Here is a 20,043-nt window from a genome sequence, read left to right as displayed (position 1 = left end):
GCCGCGGGCTGATCCACCACGGATTACGGGACAGCCCTTAGGTCGGCATGCATCACAGCCAGATTCCGGGCAAATACGGAAGCGAAATCCGCGTAAAGTTCTCACTTAATTCTGAAGGGGGACTCTTCTTCGGCGCGTGAAATCCTCGGCCTGAGGGGCTCGCGGCATTGACCTCGATTCGTCAGTGCCCGCGATTGCCTGATCGGGTTGCTGCTTAATTCCGTTTGTTCTGTGTGATCGCGGGCGGGGCCTTGGCTGCGCCGGGGTTCCACGGCACCCGGAGGTCGGTGTAGACATGGCAATCCACACCGAACCCGGAAGGCCCTCATCCGTTCAAGATCCCTCAGCCGAGATCTCGCTCACCTGTCCACAACCCCCTGGACAGAACAGCCGAACAAACCCCGGTGGTGCAGGCCGAGTTATTCGGCCTCGCTCAGGTTCGTCGCGCCGAGCACGATGGCTACCACATCCTCCACGCCGCCGCCCGCCTCGTGAGAGGCCGACGTAAACGGCGCCTGAAACTCCCCGATACCTGACTGTGCGTGCAACGTCAGCCCGTAAATTTCACATCAGTAATGCCTTGTTTGTAGCCTGCGTCGCTGTACCGGTCGCCAGGTGAATTCGGCATATCGGTAAGCCATACGAGAAGAAATTTTGTTTCTGTCGACTTCTCTGTCTGCAGTTTTGCCTCCGTGCCAGTTGTTTTGGTTGTTGCGATTTTCTTCATCGAAGAAAGCGGTGCTGACGAGTTGAGGGAGTCGGCTGCATAGAGCGAGACCGTCGTGTGATCACCTCCGAATTGAAGTTTTATGGAGGCCGTTGACACGGGTTGAGTAGATTGAAGTTCGTATAGGATTCCGACTCCCTGTTTGAAGGGGGCCAGATTGGGGCCGTCTATGTAGCTTTTGGACCGCCAATATGTGGAGCTGTCTCCGTCATAGGTCAGGCCGACATCCTCGGGATGCTGTGCTTTTCCGTCCGGAAAATACTCGGCCGCGTTCTTGATCGTGAGAGGTTGGCCCGTGGGCTCACTCTTGTTGTCGCCGTTCTCCGGGGTGGTCTGCGTGGTGTCCTCAGTCCCGGAGTCGTTTCTGTGGTCGATGAGTGTCTCGGCGAGCTGCCAGCTGCCGAGGCCCAGGGCGGCAATGAGCAGCGCGGAAACCGTCCACTTGAGGACCTTGCCGGTGCGACTCTGGAGAGGGGCCGGAGGCACGGTGACCACGGGCTGCGTGGCGGAGCCAGGGCCTGTGGGCGGGCGTCCGTAGGTGCCCTGCTGGTAGGTCGTGCGCTGGTACTCCGGGGGCGCCGTGAAAGCGGGCTCCGGAGGGCGGATGCGAGGCATCGCGGCAATGGCCTTGGCCAGCTCGTCCGGGGTGGTGCACGGCTGCTCCTGGCGGGAGGCAGTGGCGCCGTCATTGGCGAGCGCGCGCATGGCGAGTTCGGAGAGGCCGCGGTGAACACCGGCCCGCACCTGGTCGGGGGCGATCAGCCCCACTCCCTTGGGCAGCCCGGGCAGGCCGTAGGCATCGGTCTCGTAGGGCCAGCGCTGCGTCAACGCGGCGTAGAGAAGAGCACCGATAGCCTCGGTGTCCGCACGCTGCGGCCCGTCGGCGGTGATGCCTCGCAGGGCTGCGTTCACCGCGAGGCCGCGGATCCGGTACTGCCCGGTCGAACTCCGCAGCACCGCGCCCGGGGTCAGCCGCAGATGCGCGAGACCTTCTCGATGCGCGGCTGCCATGGCCTGGGTGACCTGGCTGACGAGCTGGTATGCGTCGTGCGCGTCCATCGGCCCGGAGGCCAGCAGGGAGGTGAGCTCGGTGGCGTCAGGGAGCCACTCATGGACGACGTAGACGAGGTCGTCCTCCTCCACCGCGTCGAGTACCTGCACGAAGCGCGGGTCGCCGAGCAGGGCGGAGGAGCGGGCTGCGGCCAGCACGGAGCGGGCTCGGGGGTGGCCGGCGGGGAGCAGATGCACGCCCACCGCGCGGCGCAGCTTCTCGTCCACAGCGCGCCAGCTGCTGAATCCGTCCAGACGGGTGACGCACTCTTCGAGCCGGTAGCGTTTGGCGAGTTTGTGCCCGCTGTGCAGATCCGGGGTCGGCAGGGTGGCCTCGGCGCTGATGCGTTCACCGTCCGTGTCCTGCGGCTTTGTGCCCGTTGTGTCCTGAGCTTCTGCCGTCCCGTCGGTCGTGGCCTCGTCCGCCTTGGCGGCCAGCGGTTCATCACCGCTGTTGTCGGCCACGTCGACGGCAGCCGTGCTACGTTCCGCCACCGTCGTTCCTGCCTCCCCATCCGTTGCGCGATGCCAGCCAGCTCTGCACAGTTACGCCAATTGTGCCCACACTCCGGCGCTATGCACGACACGCAGAGGGCGGTGATGGTTGTGCGGCCGCTGATCCTCAGCGCCCGAGCCGCCCTCGCACCATGCCGACCATGCCGTTGATCTCCGCGATCCGCATCCGCTTGGCTGCGACGAAAAAGACGCCCAGCAGAACGGCCCCACCGCAGATCAGCGCGACGAGTGACCCGAAGGCGCCTTCGCCGAGGCCTCTGAGAACAGCGAAGCCGACGCCGCCGCCAAGCACCGCTGCCGGGATGGCAGCCAGGCACAGACGGGCGTAGGTGCGTACGACGTTGGCGCCGTCCAGATCGCCGCCCAGCCGGTTGCGCAGCCGTCGCCAGGCGACGCCCACGCCGACGGCGTAGGCGAGTCCGTACGAGGCAGCCATGCCGACCACGGCCCACTGGGCCGGCAGCACCACATAGCAGAGAGCCGAGGCGGCCGCGTTGACCGCGGCGACGATGACCGTGTTGTAGAAGGGCGTCCGGGTGTCCTCGTAGGCGTAGAAGCCTCGTAGCACCACGTACTGCACGGAGTACGGGATCAGGCCGAGACCGAATGCCATGAGGATGAAGCCCATGGAGCGGGCGGCTTCGGTGCCCGCGGAGGCGTACAGCAGGGTGCACATCGGCAGGCCGAGAGCGAGGAACATGAAGGCTACCGGCACGATCGCCACGGCCGAGTTCCGCAGCCCCTGAGAGATGTCGTCGCGGACGGCGCCCGGGTCGTTGTCGTGGGCGGCGCGGGAGATGCGGGGTAGCAGTGCCGCCATGACCGACACGGTGATGATCGCCTGCGGCATGCCCCAGATGAGCTGGGCGTTGGAGTACGCGAGGAAGCCGGTGCCGTCCTTGCCGGACAGTTTGCCTGCCGAGGTCGCGAGCTGAGTGACGACGATCACGCCTGCCTGGTTGGCCAGGACGAACAGGACGGTCCACTTGGCCAGCTTGATCGTTTTGCCGAGCCCGTGTCCCTTCCAGTCGAAGCGTGGGCGGAAGCGGAATCCGGCCTCACGCAGATACGGGACCATGGCCAGGGCCTGGACGACCAGACCGAGCAGTGTGCCGATGCCCAGGAGCCGGACGCCCTCCGGCGGGATCGTCTCGACCCCCATGTGGGATTCGGCGGAGGTGCCGTAGACCCAGATGAACATGCCGAACGTGAAGATCATGACGATGTTGTTGAGGACCGGGGTCCACATCATTGCGCCGAACCTGCCACGGGCATTGAGGATCTGCCCCATCACGACATGCACGCCCATGAAGAAGATGGTCGGCAGGCAGTACCGGGCGAACGTCACGGCGACGCTGTTGGCGGCCTCGTCCTGGGCGATTGTCGGCGACATCATGTGGATCAGCCATGGCGCGGCGAACACCGCGATGGCGACGATCACACCGAGGGCGACCATCACGAGCGTCAGCAGCCGGTTGGCGTAGGCCTCGCCGCCGTCCTCGTCGTCCTTCATGGAACGGACCAGCTGGGGAACGAAGACCGAGTTCAGCCCGCCGCCGACGGTGAGGATGTAGATCATCGTCGGCAGGGTGTACGCGATGGTGAAGCTGTCGCCGAGCAGTGCCGCACCGAGTGCGGCAGTGATCACGAGGCTGCGGACGAATCCGGTGAGCCGGGACACGAGCGTGCCGGCTGCCATCACTGCACTGGACTTCAGAAGTCCGGAGGCCCGCCCACCGGACTTGGGCGGTTTGGGCGCCGGCTCGGGCTCGGACGGAACGGGAGGGGATCCTGTCGGGCCCTCCTGGTCCCGGAGCAGGTGCGCGAAGGCGTCCGGCTGTCCGCGGTCCTGGGACGTCTGGCTGACGAGATCGTCCACACCGACGAACTGGGTGGTCGCCGGGGCATCGCCGTACGGGAGGTGTCGCGACGGCCCGTCGGGCTCGGGCGGCGGGGTCTGCGCCCAGATACGGGGATCGGGTGCGTGCTGCGCCGCGGGCGGCTGCTGGGAGAGCGGCTGCGGCTGCTGGTAGGCGCCAGGGGGCGGCGGCGGGTGCGCGGCGCGGTCGTACAGCGCCTCGGTCACCGGGTCCTGGACGGACAGATCCTGGGCCCGGTAGGGATCGTGGTCGTACGCGGCCTGCAGGTACGGATCGGGCGTCGGCGGAACCTGGCCCGGCCCAGGAGGCGTAGGGGACCCGCCGGAGGACCCGGCTCCGCCCGCACCCTGACCGCGGTCACCGTCATACGGCGCGTTCATCGAAACCCCACCTCATTGTCCCCGGCCGACCGGCCACGACAGACATCGCTCAACGTTTCACTTTCTCACCCGGGCCGGACGGCTCCGCGCTCCCCGGACCGGTGTCCGGGGTGGGGTCACTCGGCTGCTCGGGTTCACCGCCGTTGTCCCCGTTCGCGCCGTCGGCGTTGGCCCGCTTGCGCTGGGTGTACATCCTGATGCCTGCGAGGACCAGAAGCAGCAGCCCGCCGGCGATCACCAGCAGGACGGTCGGGGTGAGCTCGGAGACCTTCACGGTGAAGTTCATCTCTCCGCCGTAGGGCGTGCCGTCCTCGGTGTAGAGCTGTGCCGTCATCTGCACCTGGCCATTGATGTTGGCCTCGGCGTCGAACTTCACGGACTGGCTGTGGCCTCCGGCAATACTGATCGGCTGCTCCGCCACAGCCCCGCCGTCGTTCAGCTTGAGCCGGGTCGCGTTTTCCGACTTGAGGCGGAGGACCAGATGGTCCACTCCCTGCAACAGACTGTTCTGCACGGTCACCGGGATCGTGGCGCTGCGGCCGGACAGGGTGACGTCCGACTTCGAGATGAGCTGAACCTCGTTGATGAGGCCCTGCAGATAGGTGCGTACCGAGTCCCGGTACTGCTCGGCCTCCGGCGGCCTGCCACGCCATGACGTCGAAATGGACCGGTTGACCGCGTTGCCGAAGGGGGTCACCACCCGCTCGGGCTGGGTGAGGATGACCTGGAAGTTGTTGAGCGAGGCCTGGATGGACTTGATGTCCTGGAATGCCTGGGTGGGCAGCTCCTGGCTGCGGAGCTTCTTCGGGTACTGCGATGTCCCGGGGATGCTTGTCGTCGCGTCCGCGTCAGGCTTCTCCTCGGCCGCGTCCACGAGCCCGAGGGGCTTTGTCCAGCGTTCGTCATCGAGGGCGTGCAGGGCCGCGGCCATCGACTGGGCCTGGGTAACTGTCGGCATCCGCTGTGGGGCGACGACGATGCTTCGTTCCGTATCCGTGTCCTGTTGGCTCAGAGCGAGGGTCTGAGCGAGGAAATTCTGCACGGCGAGGGTGGAGTTCTCCGCCTTCGACATATCGCCCTGGAAGGCCGTGGAGAGCTGGGCGTCGGAGACCACCGCGGTGGTGCCGCCGCCGATCGGCCGGGCGGCGGTCGGTGTGTACGGCAGGCCGCCGGTCTCCTGGAGGCTGTCGCTGCGGGCGATCACGTTGTGCGCGCCCGCCGAAGTGGCGACATCGACGACCGACGGGTCGATCGCCCCGTCGACGGGCCAAGCGAAGTCGGTCGACGGCTTCACGTGCAGGATGGTTTGTACCGTCGTCCCGGCCATCTCGGTGGCGGTCTGCAGGTGGCTGAGAGTGCCCGACACGTTCTTGCCACGGTGCGCGATGGACGCCAGATCGGGATCGGCGAACGGCAGCGCGATCACCTCGCTGTCCGACACCGCGGCTTCCAGTGAGGTGAGCCACTGCTTGGCGAGGGCCTGGTTCTCCTTGCTCCCCGCGACGGTGGTGTCGCCGGACTTGACGCGATAGTTCCTCGCCATCGCATCGACGCTGGCCAGCAGATCCGGGTCGATGACCCACGTCACGGGCAGCTGACTGCCCAGTGAGACCAGCTGTTCGAGGCGTCCGCCCGGAGCGAGTTCGGCGGCCAGGTCGTCGTCCGCGAACACAGGCGTCTGCTGATCGTCGGAGGCTGTCTCGGCAGTGACATGGGGCGATGCGATCAGCGGCCAGAGGTAGGTGACCTTCGTCTTGGAGTCACGCTCCTTTTCCTGCCAGGGCAGGAAGGTGCGCTGGATCCCCAGCACCTGTTCGTTCGGGGCCAGGGAGGTCTGCCCCGACACCGAGACACCGAGCTGGTAGACGCCGTCGTCGCCGAGACCCAGTTTGCCGACCGGTACGGAGAGTGTGAAGTCCTGGCTTATCCCGGGAGGAAGCTTTGCGAACTTCACCGTGTACTTGCCGCCGAGCGGGGCGGGGTCGCTGCCGAGGACGTAGCCGGTGCGCTTGGCAGCGGTGTCGATCGATGTCCTGTCGGAGAGCTTCGGGCCCACTCGCAAGTCGACCTTCGCCTGCCTGATCGCGTCCTTGCCTCTGTTGGTCACGGTGCCGGAGACGGTCAGGGTGTCACCCTTCACCGGTGCGCTCGGAGCGACGGTGTTCAGGGACACATCGACTGTTTCGGAGCCGGTGGGGGCCTTGGCGGCCCCGTCGGCCTGTGCGGTGGGCGCGGCCGGTCCGGCCAGCAGAACTACGGCGAGCTGCGCCCCGATGATCAAGGAGGCTGTGCGCCGCAGCCACCGGCGGGCAGGAGAGGGACCGATCCCCTGAATGTCTGCCGCCTTGGCCACGCGCCTACCCGTCCCTCGTCGTTGTCAGCTGCTGTCGATGATTGTCGGTTGCTGCGTCCCCGCATGGTAACGATGTGCGCGGGTGCCAAGTGCTAAGGAGTCCGCTACACGATCGGAAGAGTCTCGCAGGGCGGGACGAAACCAGGACCACCGGGCCGGTCCGGGCACGTACCCTTTTCTGTTGTGTCGAATGCCAATGAAGACAGCTCCCGTGCCCTGACCCAGGTGCAGCACCGCGCAGTCAGTGAACTGCTGCGGGTGTCCCCGGTCGCCGACGACCTGGCCCGTCGTTTCCAGGATGCCGGATTCAGTCTCGCCCTTGTCGGCGGCTCGGTCCGGGACGCGCTTCTCGGCAGGCTCGGGAACGACCTGGACTTCACGACCGATGCCCGCCCCGAGGCGGTACTGAAGATCGTCCGGCCGTGGGCCGACTCGGTATGGGAGGTCGGGATCGCCTTCGGCACCGTGGGCGTCCAGAAGGACGGCTACCAGATCGAAGTCACCACATACAGGTCGGAGGCGTACGACAGGACCTCGCGCAAGCCCGAGGTGTCCTACGGCGATTCCATCGAGGAAGACCTTGTCCGTCGTGACTTCACGGTCAACGCGATGGCCGTAGCGCTTCCGCAGAAGGACTTCATCGATCCTCACGGCGGTCTTGAGGACTTGGCCGAGCGTGTACTGCGCACTCCCGGCGCACCCGAGGAGTCGTTCTCCGACGATCCGCTACGCATGCTGCGTGCTGCTCGCTTCGCCGCGCAGCTGGGCTTCGATATCGCCCCCGATGTGATCATGGCGATGACTGAAATGGCCGGGCGCATCGAGATCGTCTCTGCCGAGCGGGTCAGGGAGGAGCTCAACAAGCTGTTGCTCTCCGCTAATCCCCGCAAGGGTCTGGCGCTGCTCGTCGACACGGGGCTGGCGCAGCAGGTGCTGCCTGAGCTCCCCGCTCTGCGCCTGGAAAGTGACGAGCATCACCGTCACAAAGATGTCTACGAGCACTCGCTGACTGTTCTGGAGCAGGCGATCGGCCTGGAGGAGGACGGCCCTGATCTAGTTTTGCGCCTTGCTGCTCTCCTCCATGACATCGGCAAGCCGAGGACGCGGCGCTTCGAGAAAGACGGGCGCGTCTCGTTCCATCACCACGAGGTGGTGGGCGCCAAGATGGTCAAGAAGCGGATGGCCGCGCTCAAGTACTCCAACGACATGGTCAAGGACGTCGCGAAGCTCGTGGAGCTTCATCTGCGCTTCCACGGTTACGGCGACGGTGAATGGACCGACTCCGCGGTGCGCCGGTATGTGCGTGATGCCGGGCCCCTGCTGGGGCGACTGCACAAGCTGACCCGCTCGGACTGCACCACGCGGAACAAGCGCAAGGCCGCTGCACTCTCGCGGACCTACGACGGGCTTGAGGAGCGCATTGTGCAGCTGCAGGAGCAGGAGGAGCTGGATGCCATCCGGCCCGACCTTGACGGCAACGAGATCATGAAGACCCTGGGGGTCGGTCCTGGGCCGGTGGTCGGTAAAGCCTACGCGTTTCTGCTGGAGCTGCGGCTGGAGCACGGGCCGATGGAGCATGATGCGGCGGTCGAGAAGCTCAGGAAGTGGTGGGCCGCGCAGAACTGAGGTTGCTGGTCGTTCGACCGGCAAGGGTGAGGAACGGGTCGCGGTCCTGTTTCACGTGAAACAGGACCTGATACGTGCGAGGGGCGCTGTTTCACGTGAAACAGCGCCCCTCGCACGTATCGCGCACGCTAGAGCGCCCTACCGACGCGGCTCCACCGGAACAGCAGTACGGCGATGACTGCATAGAGCACGGCTACCCCGATCACCACCGCGAACGACTGCCCATCGGGGGGCAGCAGCAGGGCAGAGACTGCGGCAGCGCCCACGAATGCCACGTTGAACAGCACGTCGTAGAGGGAGAAGATCCGGCCGCGGAAGCCGTCGTCCACCGAGCTCTGCACCACCGTGTCCGTTGCGATCTTCGCCCCCTGAGTGAACAGTCCGAGAGTGAACGCCATGGCGAGTGTTGGTACGGGGACGAACCACAGCCCCAGCGCGGGTTCAAGGACGGCAGCCGCCGCCGCGCACACCCCCATCCAGCGGAACCGGCCGAGCCGCCCCACAGTCCAAGGTGTCACCACGGACGCCGCGAAGAAGCCCGCACCGGAGCTCGCCACAGCCAGTCCGAGGAGGGCCAGGCCTTCGGATTCGCTGTCGGACCAGGCGTACCGGCACAACATCAGCACCATCACCGTCAGCATCCCGTAGCAGAAGCGGATCACGGTCATGGCCGCCAGTGCCCGGGTTGCTTGCTTCCGTTCCGCCAGATGGCGCAGCCCGTCAATGAGCCCCCGTGCGGTGATGACCAGAGCCTTCCTCAGTCGGACGCGGTGCCCTTCCTGATCTGGTCCGAGAAGCCCGATGGCAAGGCTCAGGGATGTCAGCGCCGAAGCGAGGTAGAGAGCTGCGCCCAGCAGTACCACCGCTGCATCGGAGTCGGCGAGTACCAGCCGCACGATGAAGGCGAGGCCGCCGCCGGCCGTGGCGGCGAGAGTGCCCGCGGTCGGTGAGAGCGAGTTCGCCAGCACGAGTCGGTCGCTGTCGACGACACGCGGCAGCGCGGCCGAGAGCCCGGCCAGCACAAAGCGGTTGACCGCGGTGACGCACAGCGCCGAGGCGTAGAAGAGCCAGTCGGGTGCAGAGCCGAGGATCAGGAGCGCGGTGCAGCAGGCGAGTGCGGCGCGCAGCAGGTTGCCGTACAGAAGAACCTGACGGCGTGGCCAGCGGTCCAGCAGTACGCCGGCAAAGGGGCCGATGAGCGAGTACGGCAGTAGCAGCACGGCCATGGCGGAGGCGATAGCGCCCGCCGACGCCTGTTTCTCCGGGGAGAAGACGACGTGAGCCGCCAGCGCCACCTGGTAGACGCCGTCAGCCGACTGGGAGAGGAGTCGTACGGCGAGTAGACGACGGAAGTTCCGCAGGCGCAGAAGTACGCGCAGATCACCTACGACAGGCATGTGGTCAAGGGTCACATACGTTGAGGGTCCCCGGGCGGATTGCCCGGGGACCCTCAACAGCGCGAAAGTAAAGGAGCGTTGCCGCTCATCACCGAGTCGCGCCGACGCACCGTGTCCGGTCGCGTCAGTTGGCGACCTCGCCCTTGATGAACTTCTCGACGTTTTCGCGGGCCTCGTCGTCGAAGTACTGGACCGGCGGGGACTTCATGAAGTACGAGGACGCGGACAGGATCGGGCCACCGATGCCGCGGTCCTTGGCGATCTTCGCGGCGCGGAGGGCGTCGATGATGACACCGGCGGAGTTCGGGGAGTCCCAGACCTCGAGCTTGTACTCCAGGTTCAGCGGAACGTCACCGAAGGCGCGGCCCTCGAGGCGCACGTACGCCCACTTGCGGTCGTCCAGCCAGGCCACGTAGTCCGAAGGACCGATGTGGACGTTGTTCGCACCGAGCTCGCGGTCACGGATCTGGGAGGTGACGGCCTGCGTCTTGGAGATCTTCTTGGACTCCAGGCGCTCACGTTCGAGCATGTTCTTGAAGTCCATGTTGCCGCCGACGTTCAGCTGCATCGTGCGGTCCAGGATGACGCCCCGGTCCTCGAAGAGCTTCGCCATCACGCGGTGCGTGATGGTGGCACCGACCTGCGACTTGATGTCGTCGCCGACGATCGGGACACCGGCCTCGGTGAACTTGTCCGCCCACTCCTTGGTACCGGCGATGAAGACCGGGAGAGCGTTGACGAACGCTACCTTGGCGTCGATGGCGCACTGCGCGTAGAACTTCGCAGCAACTTCGGATCCGACCGGCAGGTAGCAGACGAGGACGTCGACCTTACGGTCCTTGAGGACCTGGACGATGTCGACCGGGGCCTCGGCCGACTCCTCGATGGTCTGGCGGTAGTACTTGCCCAGCCCGTCATGGGTGTGGCCGCGCTGGACGGTGACGCCGGCGTTCGGCACGTCGCAGAGCTTGATGGTGTTGTTCTCGCTGGCACCGATGGCGTCCGCGAGGTCGAGGCCGACCTTCTTCGCGTCGACGTCGAAGGCGGCGACGAACTCGACGTCCCGCACGTGGTAGTCGCCGAACTGGACGTGCATCAGGCCGGGCACCTTGCCGGCCGGATCGGCGTCCTTGTAGTACTCGACGCCTTGGACCAACGAGGCGGCGCAGTTGCCCACGCCGACGATGGCTACGCGAACCGAACCCATTCCGGTTGCTCCCTGTGTGTAATGGATGTTCCCGATGAAGCCCCGCGGGTCTGCGGGGACTTCACTTTGAGGTGTCGTCGGACGGATCCGGCGGGGTGATACCCCGGTGCCGGGGCAGGCCGTCCGTCTCTCCTGCTGTGTTCTGCTGAGCTTCGCTCCCCGGCGAGGATCGTCGCTGATCCCGTCCCGACCGCTCACTCTCGATGAGCTCGTTCAGCCAGCGCACTTCGCGCTCCACGGACTCCATGCCGTGTCGCTGCAGCTCAAGTGTGTAGTCGTCGAGGCGCTCGCGGGTGCGGACCAGAGAGGCCCGCATCTTCTCCAGGCGCTCCTCCAGTCGGCTGCGCCGGCCTTCCAGCACCCGCATCCGCACCTCGTGCTCCGTCTGCCCAAAGAAGGCGAAACGGGCTGCGAAGTGCTCGTCCTCCCAGGAGTCGGGGCCGGTATGCGAGAGCAGATCCTCGAAGTGCTCCTTACCTTCTGCCGTCAGCCGGTAGACGATCTTGGCGCGGCGCCCGGCCAGTGAGGAGGTGGGGGCGACCGCACGGCCGGTAGTAGGTGGAAGGTCGGCCGGGGCGCTTCCCGGCTCCTCGATCAACCAGCCATTGGCGACCAGCGTCTTGAGGCAGGGGTAGAGGGTGCCGTAGCTGAAGGCGCGGAAGATTCCCAACGAGGTGTTGAGGCGTTTGCGCAGCTCGTACCCGTGCATCGGGGACTCGCGGAGCAGACCGAGAACGGCGAATTCGAGGATGCCTGAGCGTCTGCTCAATTTCGCCTCCTCCTTCTCCGAGTGCTCCTGCGGAGCCCTGTGCCGAGCTGATGTACCGAGCTGATGTATCGACTCGATACATCACGACGATAGATCGGTCCTCGCGCTGCGACAAGAGGGGACATCGTGAACGGCGTCACATCGTGAATTCATAGGCGCCGACTTGCGTCGTTTGGGGTGAAGTTCGGCCCTAGAAGGGTTTTGACCGTGCGTAGTCTGTGCGGCATACAGACCACCGGGAACCGTGAGGCGCCTGTGCACGTCAGTCTTCGCGGACTAGTCGGATGCGCTGCGGATGAGCCTTTCGCAGGGCTGGTCCGTAATTCGGGGGGACCGGATCTCAACTGCCGCTTCCAGGCGTTCTCGCCTGCCCGAGGAGTAGTCGTTCCATGAGCGAGCACCGTCGCAAAACGCCGCAACCGCAAGGTGGTGGGCGTGCAGCGGCCAGACGAGCTGCCCAGCAGTCCTCAGGACGCCGCGCCGCTCCATCACGCGGAGTAACTTCTGAGTCACCGTCCGATTCGCATGGCGGGGACAGCCCGTACGGCGGACGCGCCGAGGCCAGACGGGCCGCCCAGCGCGGCGGCGGGAGCCGTGGTGGTGGCGGTGGTGGGCGTCGTCGCGGTGGTGGCGGCAGCGGACACGAGGGCCCGGGCAGGGGGCGTGGCCGCGGGAGTCAGCGTCCTGTCAAGAAGCGCTTCATCGACTACCCGCGCGCCGGGAAGTACGGCGTGCAGCGCTGGGTGCCGTCGTGGAAGCTCGTCTCCAGCCTCTGCATCGGCTTTCTCGGCCTGCTCATGGGCCTGGCCGGCATCGCGTACGCGTGGGTTGACACGCCCAAGGTGAACGCCACCGCGGAAGCGCAGAACAACGTCTATTTCTGGGACGACGGCACGCAGATGGTCGCCACGGGCGGTGAGGTCAACCGCCAGATCATCGGTTACGAACAGATCCCCGAAGCCATGCGGAACGCGGTCATCTCGGCCGAGAACAAGTCCTTCATGCACGACAGGGGCATCGACCCCATGGGCATCGCCCGTGCTCTGTTCAACATGGCGACCGGCGGCGCGACCCAGGGCGGATCGACGATCACCCAGCAGTACGTGAAGAACTCCTACCTGTCCCAGGAACAGACCCTGAGCCGGAAGATCCAGGAACTCTTCATCACGCTCAAGGTCACCAACGAGATGGACAAGAAGGACATCATCCGTGACTACCTGAACATCTCTTCCTACGGGCGAGGTGCCTACGGGATCCAGGCGGCGGCCCGTACGTATTACAACAAGGACGCCAAGGACCTGAACCCGAGCGAGTGTGCGTTCCTGGCCACGCTGCTCAAGGGTGCTACCTACTACGACCCGGCGGGCGTCCCCGAGGTGGATCCGGAGGAGGCCACCCAGGCGAAGAACACCGAACGGGCCAAGGAGCGGTGGGAGTGGATCCTCGACGAAGAGGTGAAGGACAAGCACCTCTCGCAGGCGGAGCGCGACAAGTACACCGAGTTCCCGATGCCCGTTCCACCGAAGAAGAGCGCCCAGCTGGGCGGTCAGACCGGCTACCTGGTCGACCTCGCCAAGTCGTACGCCCTGAACAACGTCGAGGGTATGACGGCGGACAAGCTGGCCCAGGGCGGCTACGAGATCCACACCACGTTCAACAAGGAGAAGGTCAAGGAACTCGACGCCGCGGTCCAGAAGGTCTACGACGACAAGATCGATCCGAAGAAGCGTCCTGAGACGGATACTCACGTCCAGTTCGGCGGCGGGTCGGTGGATCCCGAGACCGGTGCCATCGTGGCGATCTACGGCGGTCAGGACGCGACCAAGCACTACACCAACAACGCCAACCCCACAGGTGCACAGGTCGGTTCGACCTTCAAGCCGTTCGTGCTGGCGGCGGCGATGGAGTACGGCAAGCGCGACCCCTCGCTCGGGCCGGACCAGGGTCTGTCGGAGCGTGAGAAGGTCTCGCCGCTGAGCATCTACAACGCCGACGACAAGTTGAAGATCAAGGAATACAACGGCCAGATCTGGACCGACGAGAACGGTAATCAGTGGCTGCAGGCCAACGACGGCCATGAGTCGAAGGGCAACATCACCCTTCGTGAGGCCATGCAGGTGTCCGCCAACTCCCCGTACGTACAGCTCGGCATGGATGTCGGCACCGACAAGGTGAAGGACATCGCCATCGCCGCGGGGCTCAAGGACGACGAGAGCATGGCGGATTCGCATGTGCCGTCGTTCTCCATCGGTACGTCCTCGCCCAGTGCGATCCGTATGGCCGGTGCGTACGCGACCTTCGCCGACAGCGGACAGCAGCGCGAGCCCTACTCGGTCAACGAGGTGAAGCTCAAGGGCGAAACCATCTACCGGCACAAGCAGGCCCCCAAGCGCGCCTTCGGGTCCGATGTCGCCGACAACGTCACCGACGTCCTGAAGAATGTCGTCGAAAAGGGAACCGGTACCCCTGCGCAACTCCCCGGCCGCGACGTGGCGGGCAAGACGGGTACGACGGACGACAACAAGTCGGCCTGGTTCGTCGGCTACACCCCGCAGCTGTCCACGGCCATCAGCATGTACCGCCTGGACGACGACGAGAAGAACACGAACCGTAAGTTCGAGAAGATGTATGGCACGGGTGGTGAGAAGACGATCCACGGTGCCTCGTTCCCGGCCCAGATCTGGCACGACTACATGGCGGAAGCGATGCGGGGGGAGAAGGTCATGACCTTCCCGGAGCCGGTGCCGATCGGTGAAACGGTCTACGGTGGCGGCGCGCAGAGCCCCAAGCCGTCGCCCACTGCGGTGGAGTCGCCGTCGCCGTCGCCGTCGCTGACCACGTCGCCGTCCGCGTCGCCCTCGATGAGCGCCTCCCCGTCGCCTGACCCCAGCGACACCTGTGCCGCATGGGACTGGGACTGTCTGAACGACAACGGCGGGAACGGTAACGGCGGGAATGGTAATGGGGGAGCCGGCGGTTCCAGCGCCAGCCCGACGACATCCAACTCGCCACCGGGCGGCGGTAATGGCAACGGCAACGGCAACGGCAATAGCGGCGCATTCTTCGGGGGTCCGGCCGGTTAACGCCCGTTTGGCCGGGTAGACCGGCGATCCGGCCGACCGGACCTGGTCATGAGGGCCGCCGCACCACATGGTGCGGCGGCCCTCGTCGTTCCCACAGTCCCGTACGGCAGGATGAGCGGCATGCCAAGCGCAGAAGACATGAGTGTGGACCAGGAACGGCCCGTCGTACGGCCCACGCACGAGGACGAGATCGCCGAGGCAGGCAGCGAGCTGATCGGCGGCCGGTCGGGGCGCTGGACACGGCTCGGCAGCACGGCACTCACGCCCGTGGGCATCATCGCGCTGGTGGCCATCGGGATGTTCGCGCTGGGCATGGTGCAGAAGCTGCCCTGTTACAACTGGGCGTGGTTCAGGGGCGCCGGTTCGCAGTACACGCACGCCTGCTACTCGGACATTCCGCATCTCTATGTCGGGCGTGGTTTCTCCGAAGGTCTCGTGCCGTACTTCGACAAGCTGCCCGGCGACATGCAGTACCTGGAGTACCCCGTCCTGACGGGCGTGTTCATGCAGATCGCGTCCTGGCTGACACCGGGCGGATCCATTCAGCACCGTGAGCAGATGTACTGGATGGTCAACGCCGGCATGTTGATGATCTGCGCCGTGATCATCGCCGTCTGTGTCGCCCGTACACACCGGCGGCGCCCCTGGGACGGACTGCTGGTCGCCCTCGCGCCCGCCTTCGCGCTCACTGCGACGATCAACTGGGACTTGCTGGCTGTCGCGCTGACGGCCGCGGCGATGCTCATGTGGTCCCGGGGGCGGGTGCTGGCGTTCGGCATTCTCATCGGGCTTGCCACGGCCGCCAAGCTCTATCCCGTGTTCCTGCTGGGGCCGGTCTTCGTGCTGTGCTGGCGGGCGGGCAAATGGCGGGAGTTCGCCATGGCGACGCTCGGCGCGGCGGCGTCCTGGCTGGTGGTGAATCTGCCGGTGATGATCTTCGCACCAGAGGGGTGGAAGAAGTTCTATACGTTCAGCGAGGAACGGGGCATCGACTTCGGCTCCTTCTGGCTGATCATCACACAACGCACCGGAGAGGCCATCGAGGTCTCGACCGTCAACACCGTCTCGACTCTGTTGGCTGTCCTGTTGTGCGCAGCCATCGGTGCGCTGACGCTGATGGCACCGCGCAGGCCGCGCTTCCCGCAGCTGGCTTTTCTCGTCGTTGCCGTGTTCATCCTCGTCAACAAGGTCTATTCGCCGCAGTACGTGCTGTGGCTGATTCCCCTGGCTGCCCTGGCGAGGCCGCGCTGGCGCGACTTCCTGATCTGGCAGGCATGCGAGGTCATGTACTTCCTGGGCATCTGGATGTACCTCGCGTACACGACGAGCGGGGACAAGCACCAGGGGCTGCCCACGGAGGGGTATCAGCTGGCGATCATCCTGCATCTGCTGGGCACGCTGTACCTCTGCGCCGTTGTCGTACGAGACATCCTCATGCCGGAGCGGGACGTCGTACGACGAGACGGGTCGGACGATCCGTCCGGCGGGGTGCTCGACAGGGCCGGGGACGTATTCGTGCTGGGGCGGGCGGCGCGTCAGCCGCGGCATGCCGTGCCCGCCGCCGAAGGGCCGCGGGTGGAATGGGGCGCGGCGCACGGACCGGCTGCCGACTGAGACGGGTCTCTCCAGGGGGCCGGGGCCCTCTGGAGAGTGTGCCGGTGCCTTCTTACCGGTCGACGAGGCGGTCGAACTGGGTGGTCGTGTGGCGCAGATGGGCCACCAGCTCGTCTCCGACCTTCGGCTCCTGCGCGTCCGAGGGAACGAACAGGATCGACACCTGCATGTGCGGCGGTTCGGCGAACCAGCGCTGCTTGCCGGCCCAGACGAACGGCGACAGGTTGCGATTGACGGTGGCCAGGCCCGCGCGGGCTACACCCTTGGCGCGCGGCATCACACCGTGCAGGGCCTTCGGGGCCTCCAGGCCCACACCGTGCGACGTACCGCCGGCGACGACCACCAGCCAGCCGTCCGAGGCGGCCTTCTGCTGGCGGTAGCCGAAACGGTCACCCTTGTCGACACGCGTGACGTCCAGAACGGCGCCCCGGTACTCCGTCGCGTCATGGTCGCCGAGCCACAGCCGGGTACCGATCCGGGCGCGGAAACGGGTCTGCGGGAACTGCTGCTGGAGCCGGCCCAGCTCCTCGGCGCGCAGATGGCTGACGAACATGGTGTGCAGCGGCAGCCGGGCGGCGCGCAGCCGGTCCATCCAGCCGATGACTTCCTCGACCGCGTCCGAGCCGTCGGTGCGGTCCAGCGGCAGGTGCAGGGCGAAGCCTTCGAGGCGTACGTCCTCGATGGCGGCGTGCAGCTGCCCGAGCTCCTCCTCCTTGACACCGTGGCGCTTCATCGAGCTCATGCACTCGATGACGACCCGTGCGCCCACCAGGGCGTGCACGCCGTCCACGGAGGAGACGGACCGGATGACACGGTCGGGCAGCGGCACCGGCTCCTCGCCCCGACGGAACGGGGTGAGGACCAGCAGATCGCCGCTGAACCAGTCCTTGATGCGGGCCGCCTCATAGGTGGTGCCGACGGCCAGCATGTCGGAGCCGAAGCGGATGGCCTCGTCGGCCAGCCGCTCGTGACCGAAGCCGTATCCGTTGCCCTTGCAGACCGGGACGAGGCCGGGGAACTGGTCGAGGACGGACTTTTGGTGCGCCCGCCAGCGCGCGGTGTCGACGTAGAGGGAGAGCGCCATGGCCGGTCCGGAACCCTTCTGGTGGCTGCGGTGTGTCGGAGGTGTGCGGATTGAAACGAATGAAGCCGGTTTCGTCAGGGGGACGACGCGTATCAGCGGCGCGACATGTAGATGTCGAGCGCCTTGTGCAGCAGCTTGTTGAGCGGGAAGTCCCACTCGCCGATGTACTCGACGGCTTCGCCACCGGTACCGACCTTGAATTGGATCAGACCGAAGAGGTGGTCCGTCTCGTCGAGCGAGTCACTGATACCGCGCAGGTCGTAGACGGTTGCGCCCATAGCGTACGAGTCGCGCAGCATGCGCCACTGCATCGCGTTCGAGGGCCGGACCTCGCGCCCGATGTTGTCGGACGCGCCGTACGAGTACCAGACGTGGCCACCGACGACGAGCATCGTCGCCGCGGACAGGTTCACGCCGTTGTGCCGCGCGAAATAGAGCCGCATGCGGTTGGGGTCCTCGGTGTTGAGCACCGTCCACATGCGCTGGAAATAGGAGAGCGGGCGCGGCCGGAAGCGGTCGCGGACCGCGGTGATCTCGTACAGCCGCTGCCATTCGGCGAGGTCCTCGTAACTGCCCTGGACGACCTCGACGCCGGCCTTCTCGGCCTTCTTGATGTTACGTCGCCACAGCTGGTTGAAGCCCTTGAGGACATCTTCGAGCGACCGGTTGGCCAGCGGGACCTGGAAGACATAGCGCGGCTGTACGTCACCGAATCCGGCGCCGCCGTCCTCGCCCTGCTGCCACCCCATCTTCCGCAGCCGGTCCGCGACTTCGAAGGCGCGCGGTTCGATGTGGGTGGCCTCGACATCGCGCAGGCGCTTCACATCGGGGTCCTGGATACCGGACTTGATGGCAGCCGCGTCCCAGCGCCGAATGACGACCGGCGGGCCCATCTTCACGGAGAAGGCGCCTTGCTGCTTGAGATGCGCCAACATCGGCTGCAGCCAGTCGTCCAGGTTGGGGGCGTGCCAGTTGATGACCGGGCCCTCGGGAAGGTACGCGAGGTACCGCTTGATCTTGGGCAGCTGGCGGTACAGCACCAGACCGGCACCGACCAACTCGCCGCTCTTGTCGAACCATCCCAGGTTCTCCGAGCGCCATTCGGTCTTCACATCAGCCCACGCCGGGACCTGGCAGTGACTCGCCGCAGGCAGACTCTGGATGTACGCCAGATGCTGCTCTCGGCTGATGGTCCTCAGGGTCAGGCTCATGCGGGGCGCTCCTCGGCAGGTGTGTCCCCATCGGTCAGGGGCTCCGGCTCTCGCGCCGAAGCCTACTGCGACCGGGGAGCGCTCCGTCTGGCCCTGTGGGACCTCGCCGGTCCGTTCCGCCGGGACCCGGAACGGCCTCGCCTTTGTACGGGTACGGCGCCAGGCCCTTGTACGGGGTCCTCGCGCCAGGCCCGTGCGGTCCGGCAGCGTCTGTCTCGAATCAGCCCACCACGCCGCCGAAGAGGCCGCCGTGGGCCATGCCCAGGAAGAACCCGATGGCGGATGCGCCCATGCCGACGATCAGCGGGAATCTCTCGCGCGTGGTGAGCGAGACGTACTGCCCGTACGCAGCCGTGAGGATCCCGATGAGTCCGGCCCACGAACTGATCAGATGCAGGTTGTGGAACATCGCCGTCACGAAGGCGAGGGCACCGAGGACCAGAGTCACCGCCACCAGGGTTTGCTGGAGTGGATGACGCTTGCCGTCCGTGGCGAGAAGAGAGACGGGAGGGCGGGGTCGAACTGTCTGCGCCATGGAGCACCTCCTGGCCGAAAGGCGGCGCATCGTGGCGCCGCTCACACCCGATGCGTACAGATTGCGTCCCCTGAGCACCGGATTTCAACCGGAAGCCGGTGTGCGGGTAGTCTGTAACATCTGCACCGGTGTCTGCCCAGGCCAGCGCTCAGCCCCTCTCGACAGAGGGCGCTGTCAGTGGCGGCTGCTTTACTCGGAGACACTGTTGCTTACGCATCACGACCCTCCTGCCACGGAACGACCGTGGCCGCTGAGTCCAAAGGAGGTGGGTTCCACATGCGTCACTACGAGGTGATGGTCATCCTCGACCCCGATCTCGAGGAGCGCGCTGTCTCCCCGCTGATCGAGAACTTCCTCTCCGTCGTCCGTGAGGGCAACGGGAAGGTTGAGAAGGTCGACACCTGGGGCCGTCGTCGTCTCGCTTACGAGATCAAGAAGAAGCCCGAGGGCATCTACTCGGTCATCGACTTGCAGGCCGAGCCTGCGGTCGTCAAGGAGCTCGACCGCCAGATGAACCTGAACGAGTCGGTCCTCCGGACCAAGGTCCTCCGTCCCGAGGTCCACTGAGCATCTAGCTCAGCGGTCATCGGGTTCGAGTAGCAGCAAGCAGC

General features: G+C 66.0%; 14 protein-coding genes. 4 read left to right on the top strand and 10 right to left on the bottom strand.

Annotation, left to right across the window (positions count from 1 at the left end; genetic code table 11):
* Positions 1–550 precede the first annotated feature (550 nt).
* The 3 genes from ABT115_RS03035 to ABT115_RS03025 all read right to left on the bottom strand — a co-directional run bounded on the left by ABT115_RS03035 (position 551) and on the right by ABT115_RS03025 (position 6,906).
* A complete protein-coding gene (locus ABT115_RS03035; RefSeq protein WP_351783390.1) occupies positions 551–2,272 on the bottom strand; it encodes a protein kinase family protein in 1,722 nt (573 codons plus the stop codon).
* Between the two features lie 127 nt (positions 2,273–2,399).
* Entirely contained in the window at positions 2,400–4,553 is a 2,154-nt protein-coding gene (murJ, locus tag ABT115_RS03030; RefSeq protein WP_351783388.1) for a murein biosynthesis integral membrane protein MurJ, read from the bottom strand.
* 49 nt (positions 4,554–4,602) lie between these two features.
* Positions 4,603–6,906, bottom strand: a complete 2,304-nt coding sequence (locus ABT115_RS03025) for a DUF6049 family protein (RefSeq protein ID WP_351783386.1) — start codon at positions 6,904–6,906, stop codon at positions 4,603–4,605.
* A 183-nt stretch (positions 6,907–7,089) separates the two neighbouring features.
* Here ABT115_RS03025 and ABT115_RS03020 point away from each other — a divergent pair, with 183 nt between their 5' ends.
* Positions 7,090–8,532, top strand: a complete 1,443-nt coding sequence (locus tag ABT115_RS03020; protein ID WP_351783384.1) for a CCA tRNA nucleotidyltransferase — start codon at positions 7,090–7,092, stop codon at positions 8,530–8,532.
* Positions 8,533–8,660: 128 nt separating this feature from the next.
* Here ABT115_RS03020 and ABT115_RS03015 read toward each other — a convergent pair whose 3' ends face one another.
* The 4 genes from ABT115_RS03015 to ABT115_RS03000 all read right to left on the bottom strand — a co-directional run bounded on the left by ABT115_RS03015 (position 8,661) and on the right by ABT115_RS03000 (position 12,549).
* Positions 8,661–9,929, bottom strand: coding sequence for an MFS transporter (locus ABT115_RS03015; RefSeq protein WP_351783382.1), 1,269 nt, complete (start codon positions 9,927–9,929; stop codon positions 8,661–8,663).
* A gap of 124 nt (positions 9,930–10,053) precedes the next feature.
* Complete coding sequence (locus tag ABT115_RS03010) at positions 10,054–11,136, bottom strand: inositol-3-phosphate synthase (protein WP_351783380.1); 1,083 nt, start codon at positions 11,134–11,136, stop codon at positions 10,054–10,056.
* A 61-nt stretch (positions 11,137–11,197) separates the two neighbouring features.
* Positions 11,198–11,905: a PadR family transcriptional regulator gene (locus ABT115_RS03005; protein WP_351783378.1), complete on the bottom strand. Its 708-nt coding sequence runs from the start codon at positions 11,903–11,905 to the stop codon at positions 11,198–11,200.
* Positions 11,906–12,414: 509 nt separating this feature from the next.
* A complete protein-coding gene (locus ABT115_RS03000) occupies positions 12,415–12,549 on the bottom strand; it encodes a hypothetical protein (RefSeq protein ID WP_351783376.1) in 135 nt (44 codons plus the stop codon).
* Between the two features lie 153 nt (positions 12,550–12,702).
* Here ABT115_RS03000 and ABT115_RS02995 point away from each other — a divergent pair, with 153 nt between their 5' ends.
* Together ABT115_RS02995 and ABT115_RS02990 are read left to right on the top strand one after the other, a co-directional pair.
* Entirely contained in the window at positions 12,703–14,988 is a 2,286-nt protein-coding gene (locus ABT115_RS02995) for a transglycosylase domain-containing protein (RefSeq protein WP_351783607.1), read from the top strand.
* Between the two features lie 120 nt (positions 14,989–15,108).
* Positions 15,109–16,602 (top strand): glycosyltransferase family 87 protein, encoded by a 1,494-nt coding sequence (locus ABT115_RS02990; protein ID WP_351783374.1) that lies wholly within the window; start codon positions 15,109–15,111, stop codon positions 16,600–16,602.
* A 52-nt stretch (positions 16,603–16,654) separates the two neighbouring features.
* Here ABT115_RS02990 and ABT115_RS02985 read toward each other — a convergent pair whose 3' ends face one another.
* The 3 genes from ABT115_RS02985 to ABT115_RS02975 form a co-directional block, all read right to left on the bottom strand.
* Positions 16,655–17,686: an alanine racemase gene (locus ABT115_RS02985; protein ID WP_351783372.1), complete on the bottom strand. Its 1,032-nt coding sequence runs from the start codon at positions 17,684–17,686 to the stop codon at positions 16,655–16,657.
* A 92-nt stretch (positions 17,687–17,778) separates the two neighbouring features.
* Positions 17,779–18,897: a lipid II:glycine glycyltransferase FemX gene (locus ABT115_RS02980; protein ID WP_351783370.1), complete on the bottom strand. Its 1,119-nt coding sequence runs from the start codon at positions 18,895–18,897 to the stop codon at positions 17,779–17,781.
* A gap of 220 nt (positions 18,898–19,117) precedes the next feature.
* Entirely contained in the window at positions 19,118–19,432 is a 315-nt protein-coding gene (locus tag ABT115_RS02975) for a hypothetical protein (RefSeq protein ID WP_351783368.1), read from the bottom strand.
* A 276-nt stretch (positions 19,433–19,708) separates the two neighbouring features.
* On the opposite strand from ABT115_RS02975, the gene rpsF reads away from it, so the two are divergent.
* Entirely contained in the window at positions 19,709–19,999 is a 291-nt protein-coding gene (gene rpsF, locus ABT115_RS02970) for a 30S ribosomal protein S6 (protein WP_006126011.1), read from the top strand.
* Positions 20,000–20,043: the final 44 nt, after the last annotated feature.

The organism is Streptomyces sp. NPDC001832, from assembly GCF_040297265.1.
GTDB lineage: Bacteria > Actinomycetota > Actinomycetes > Streptomycetales > Streptomycetaceae > Streptomyces.
This window is presented reverse-complemented; position numbering and strand designations above follow the sequence as displayed.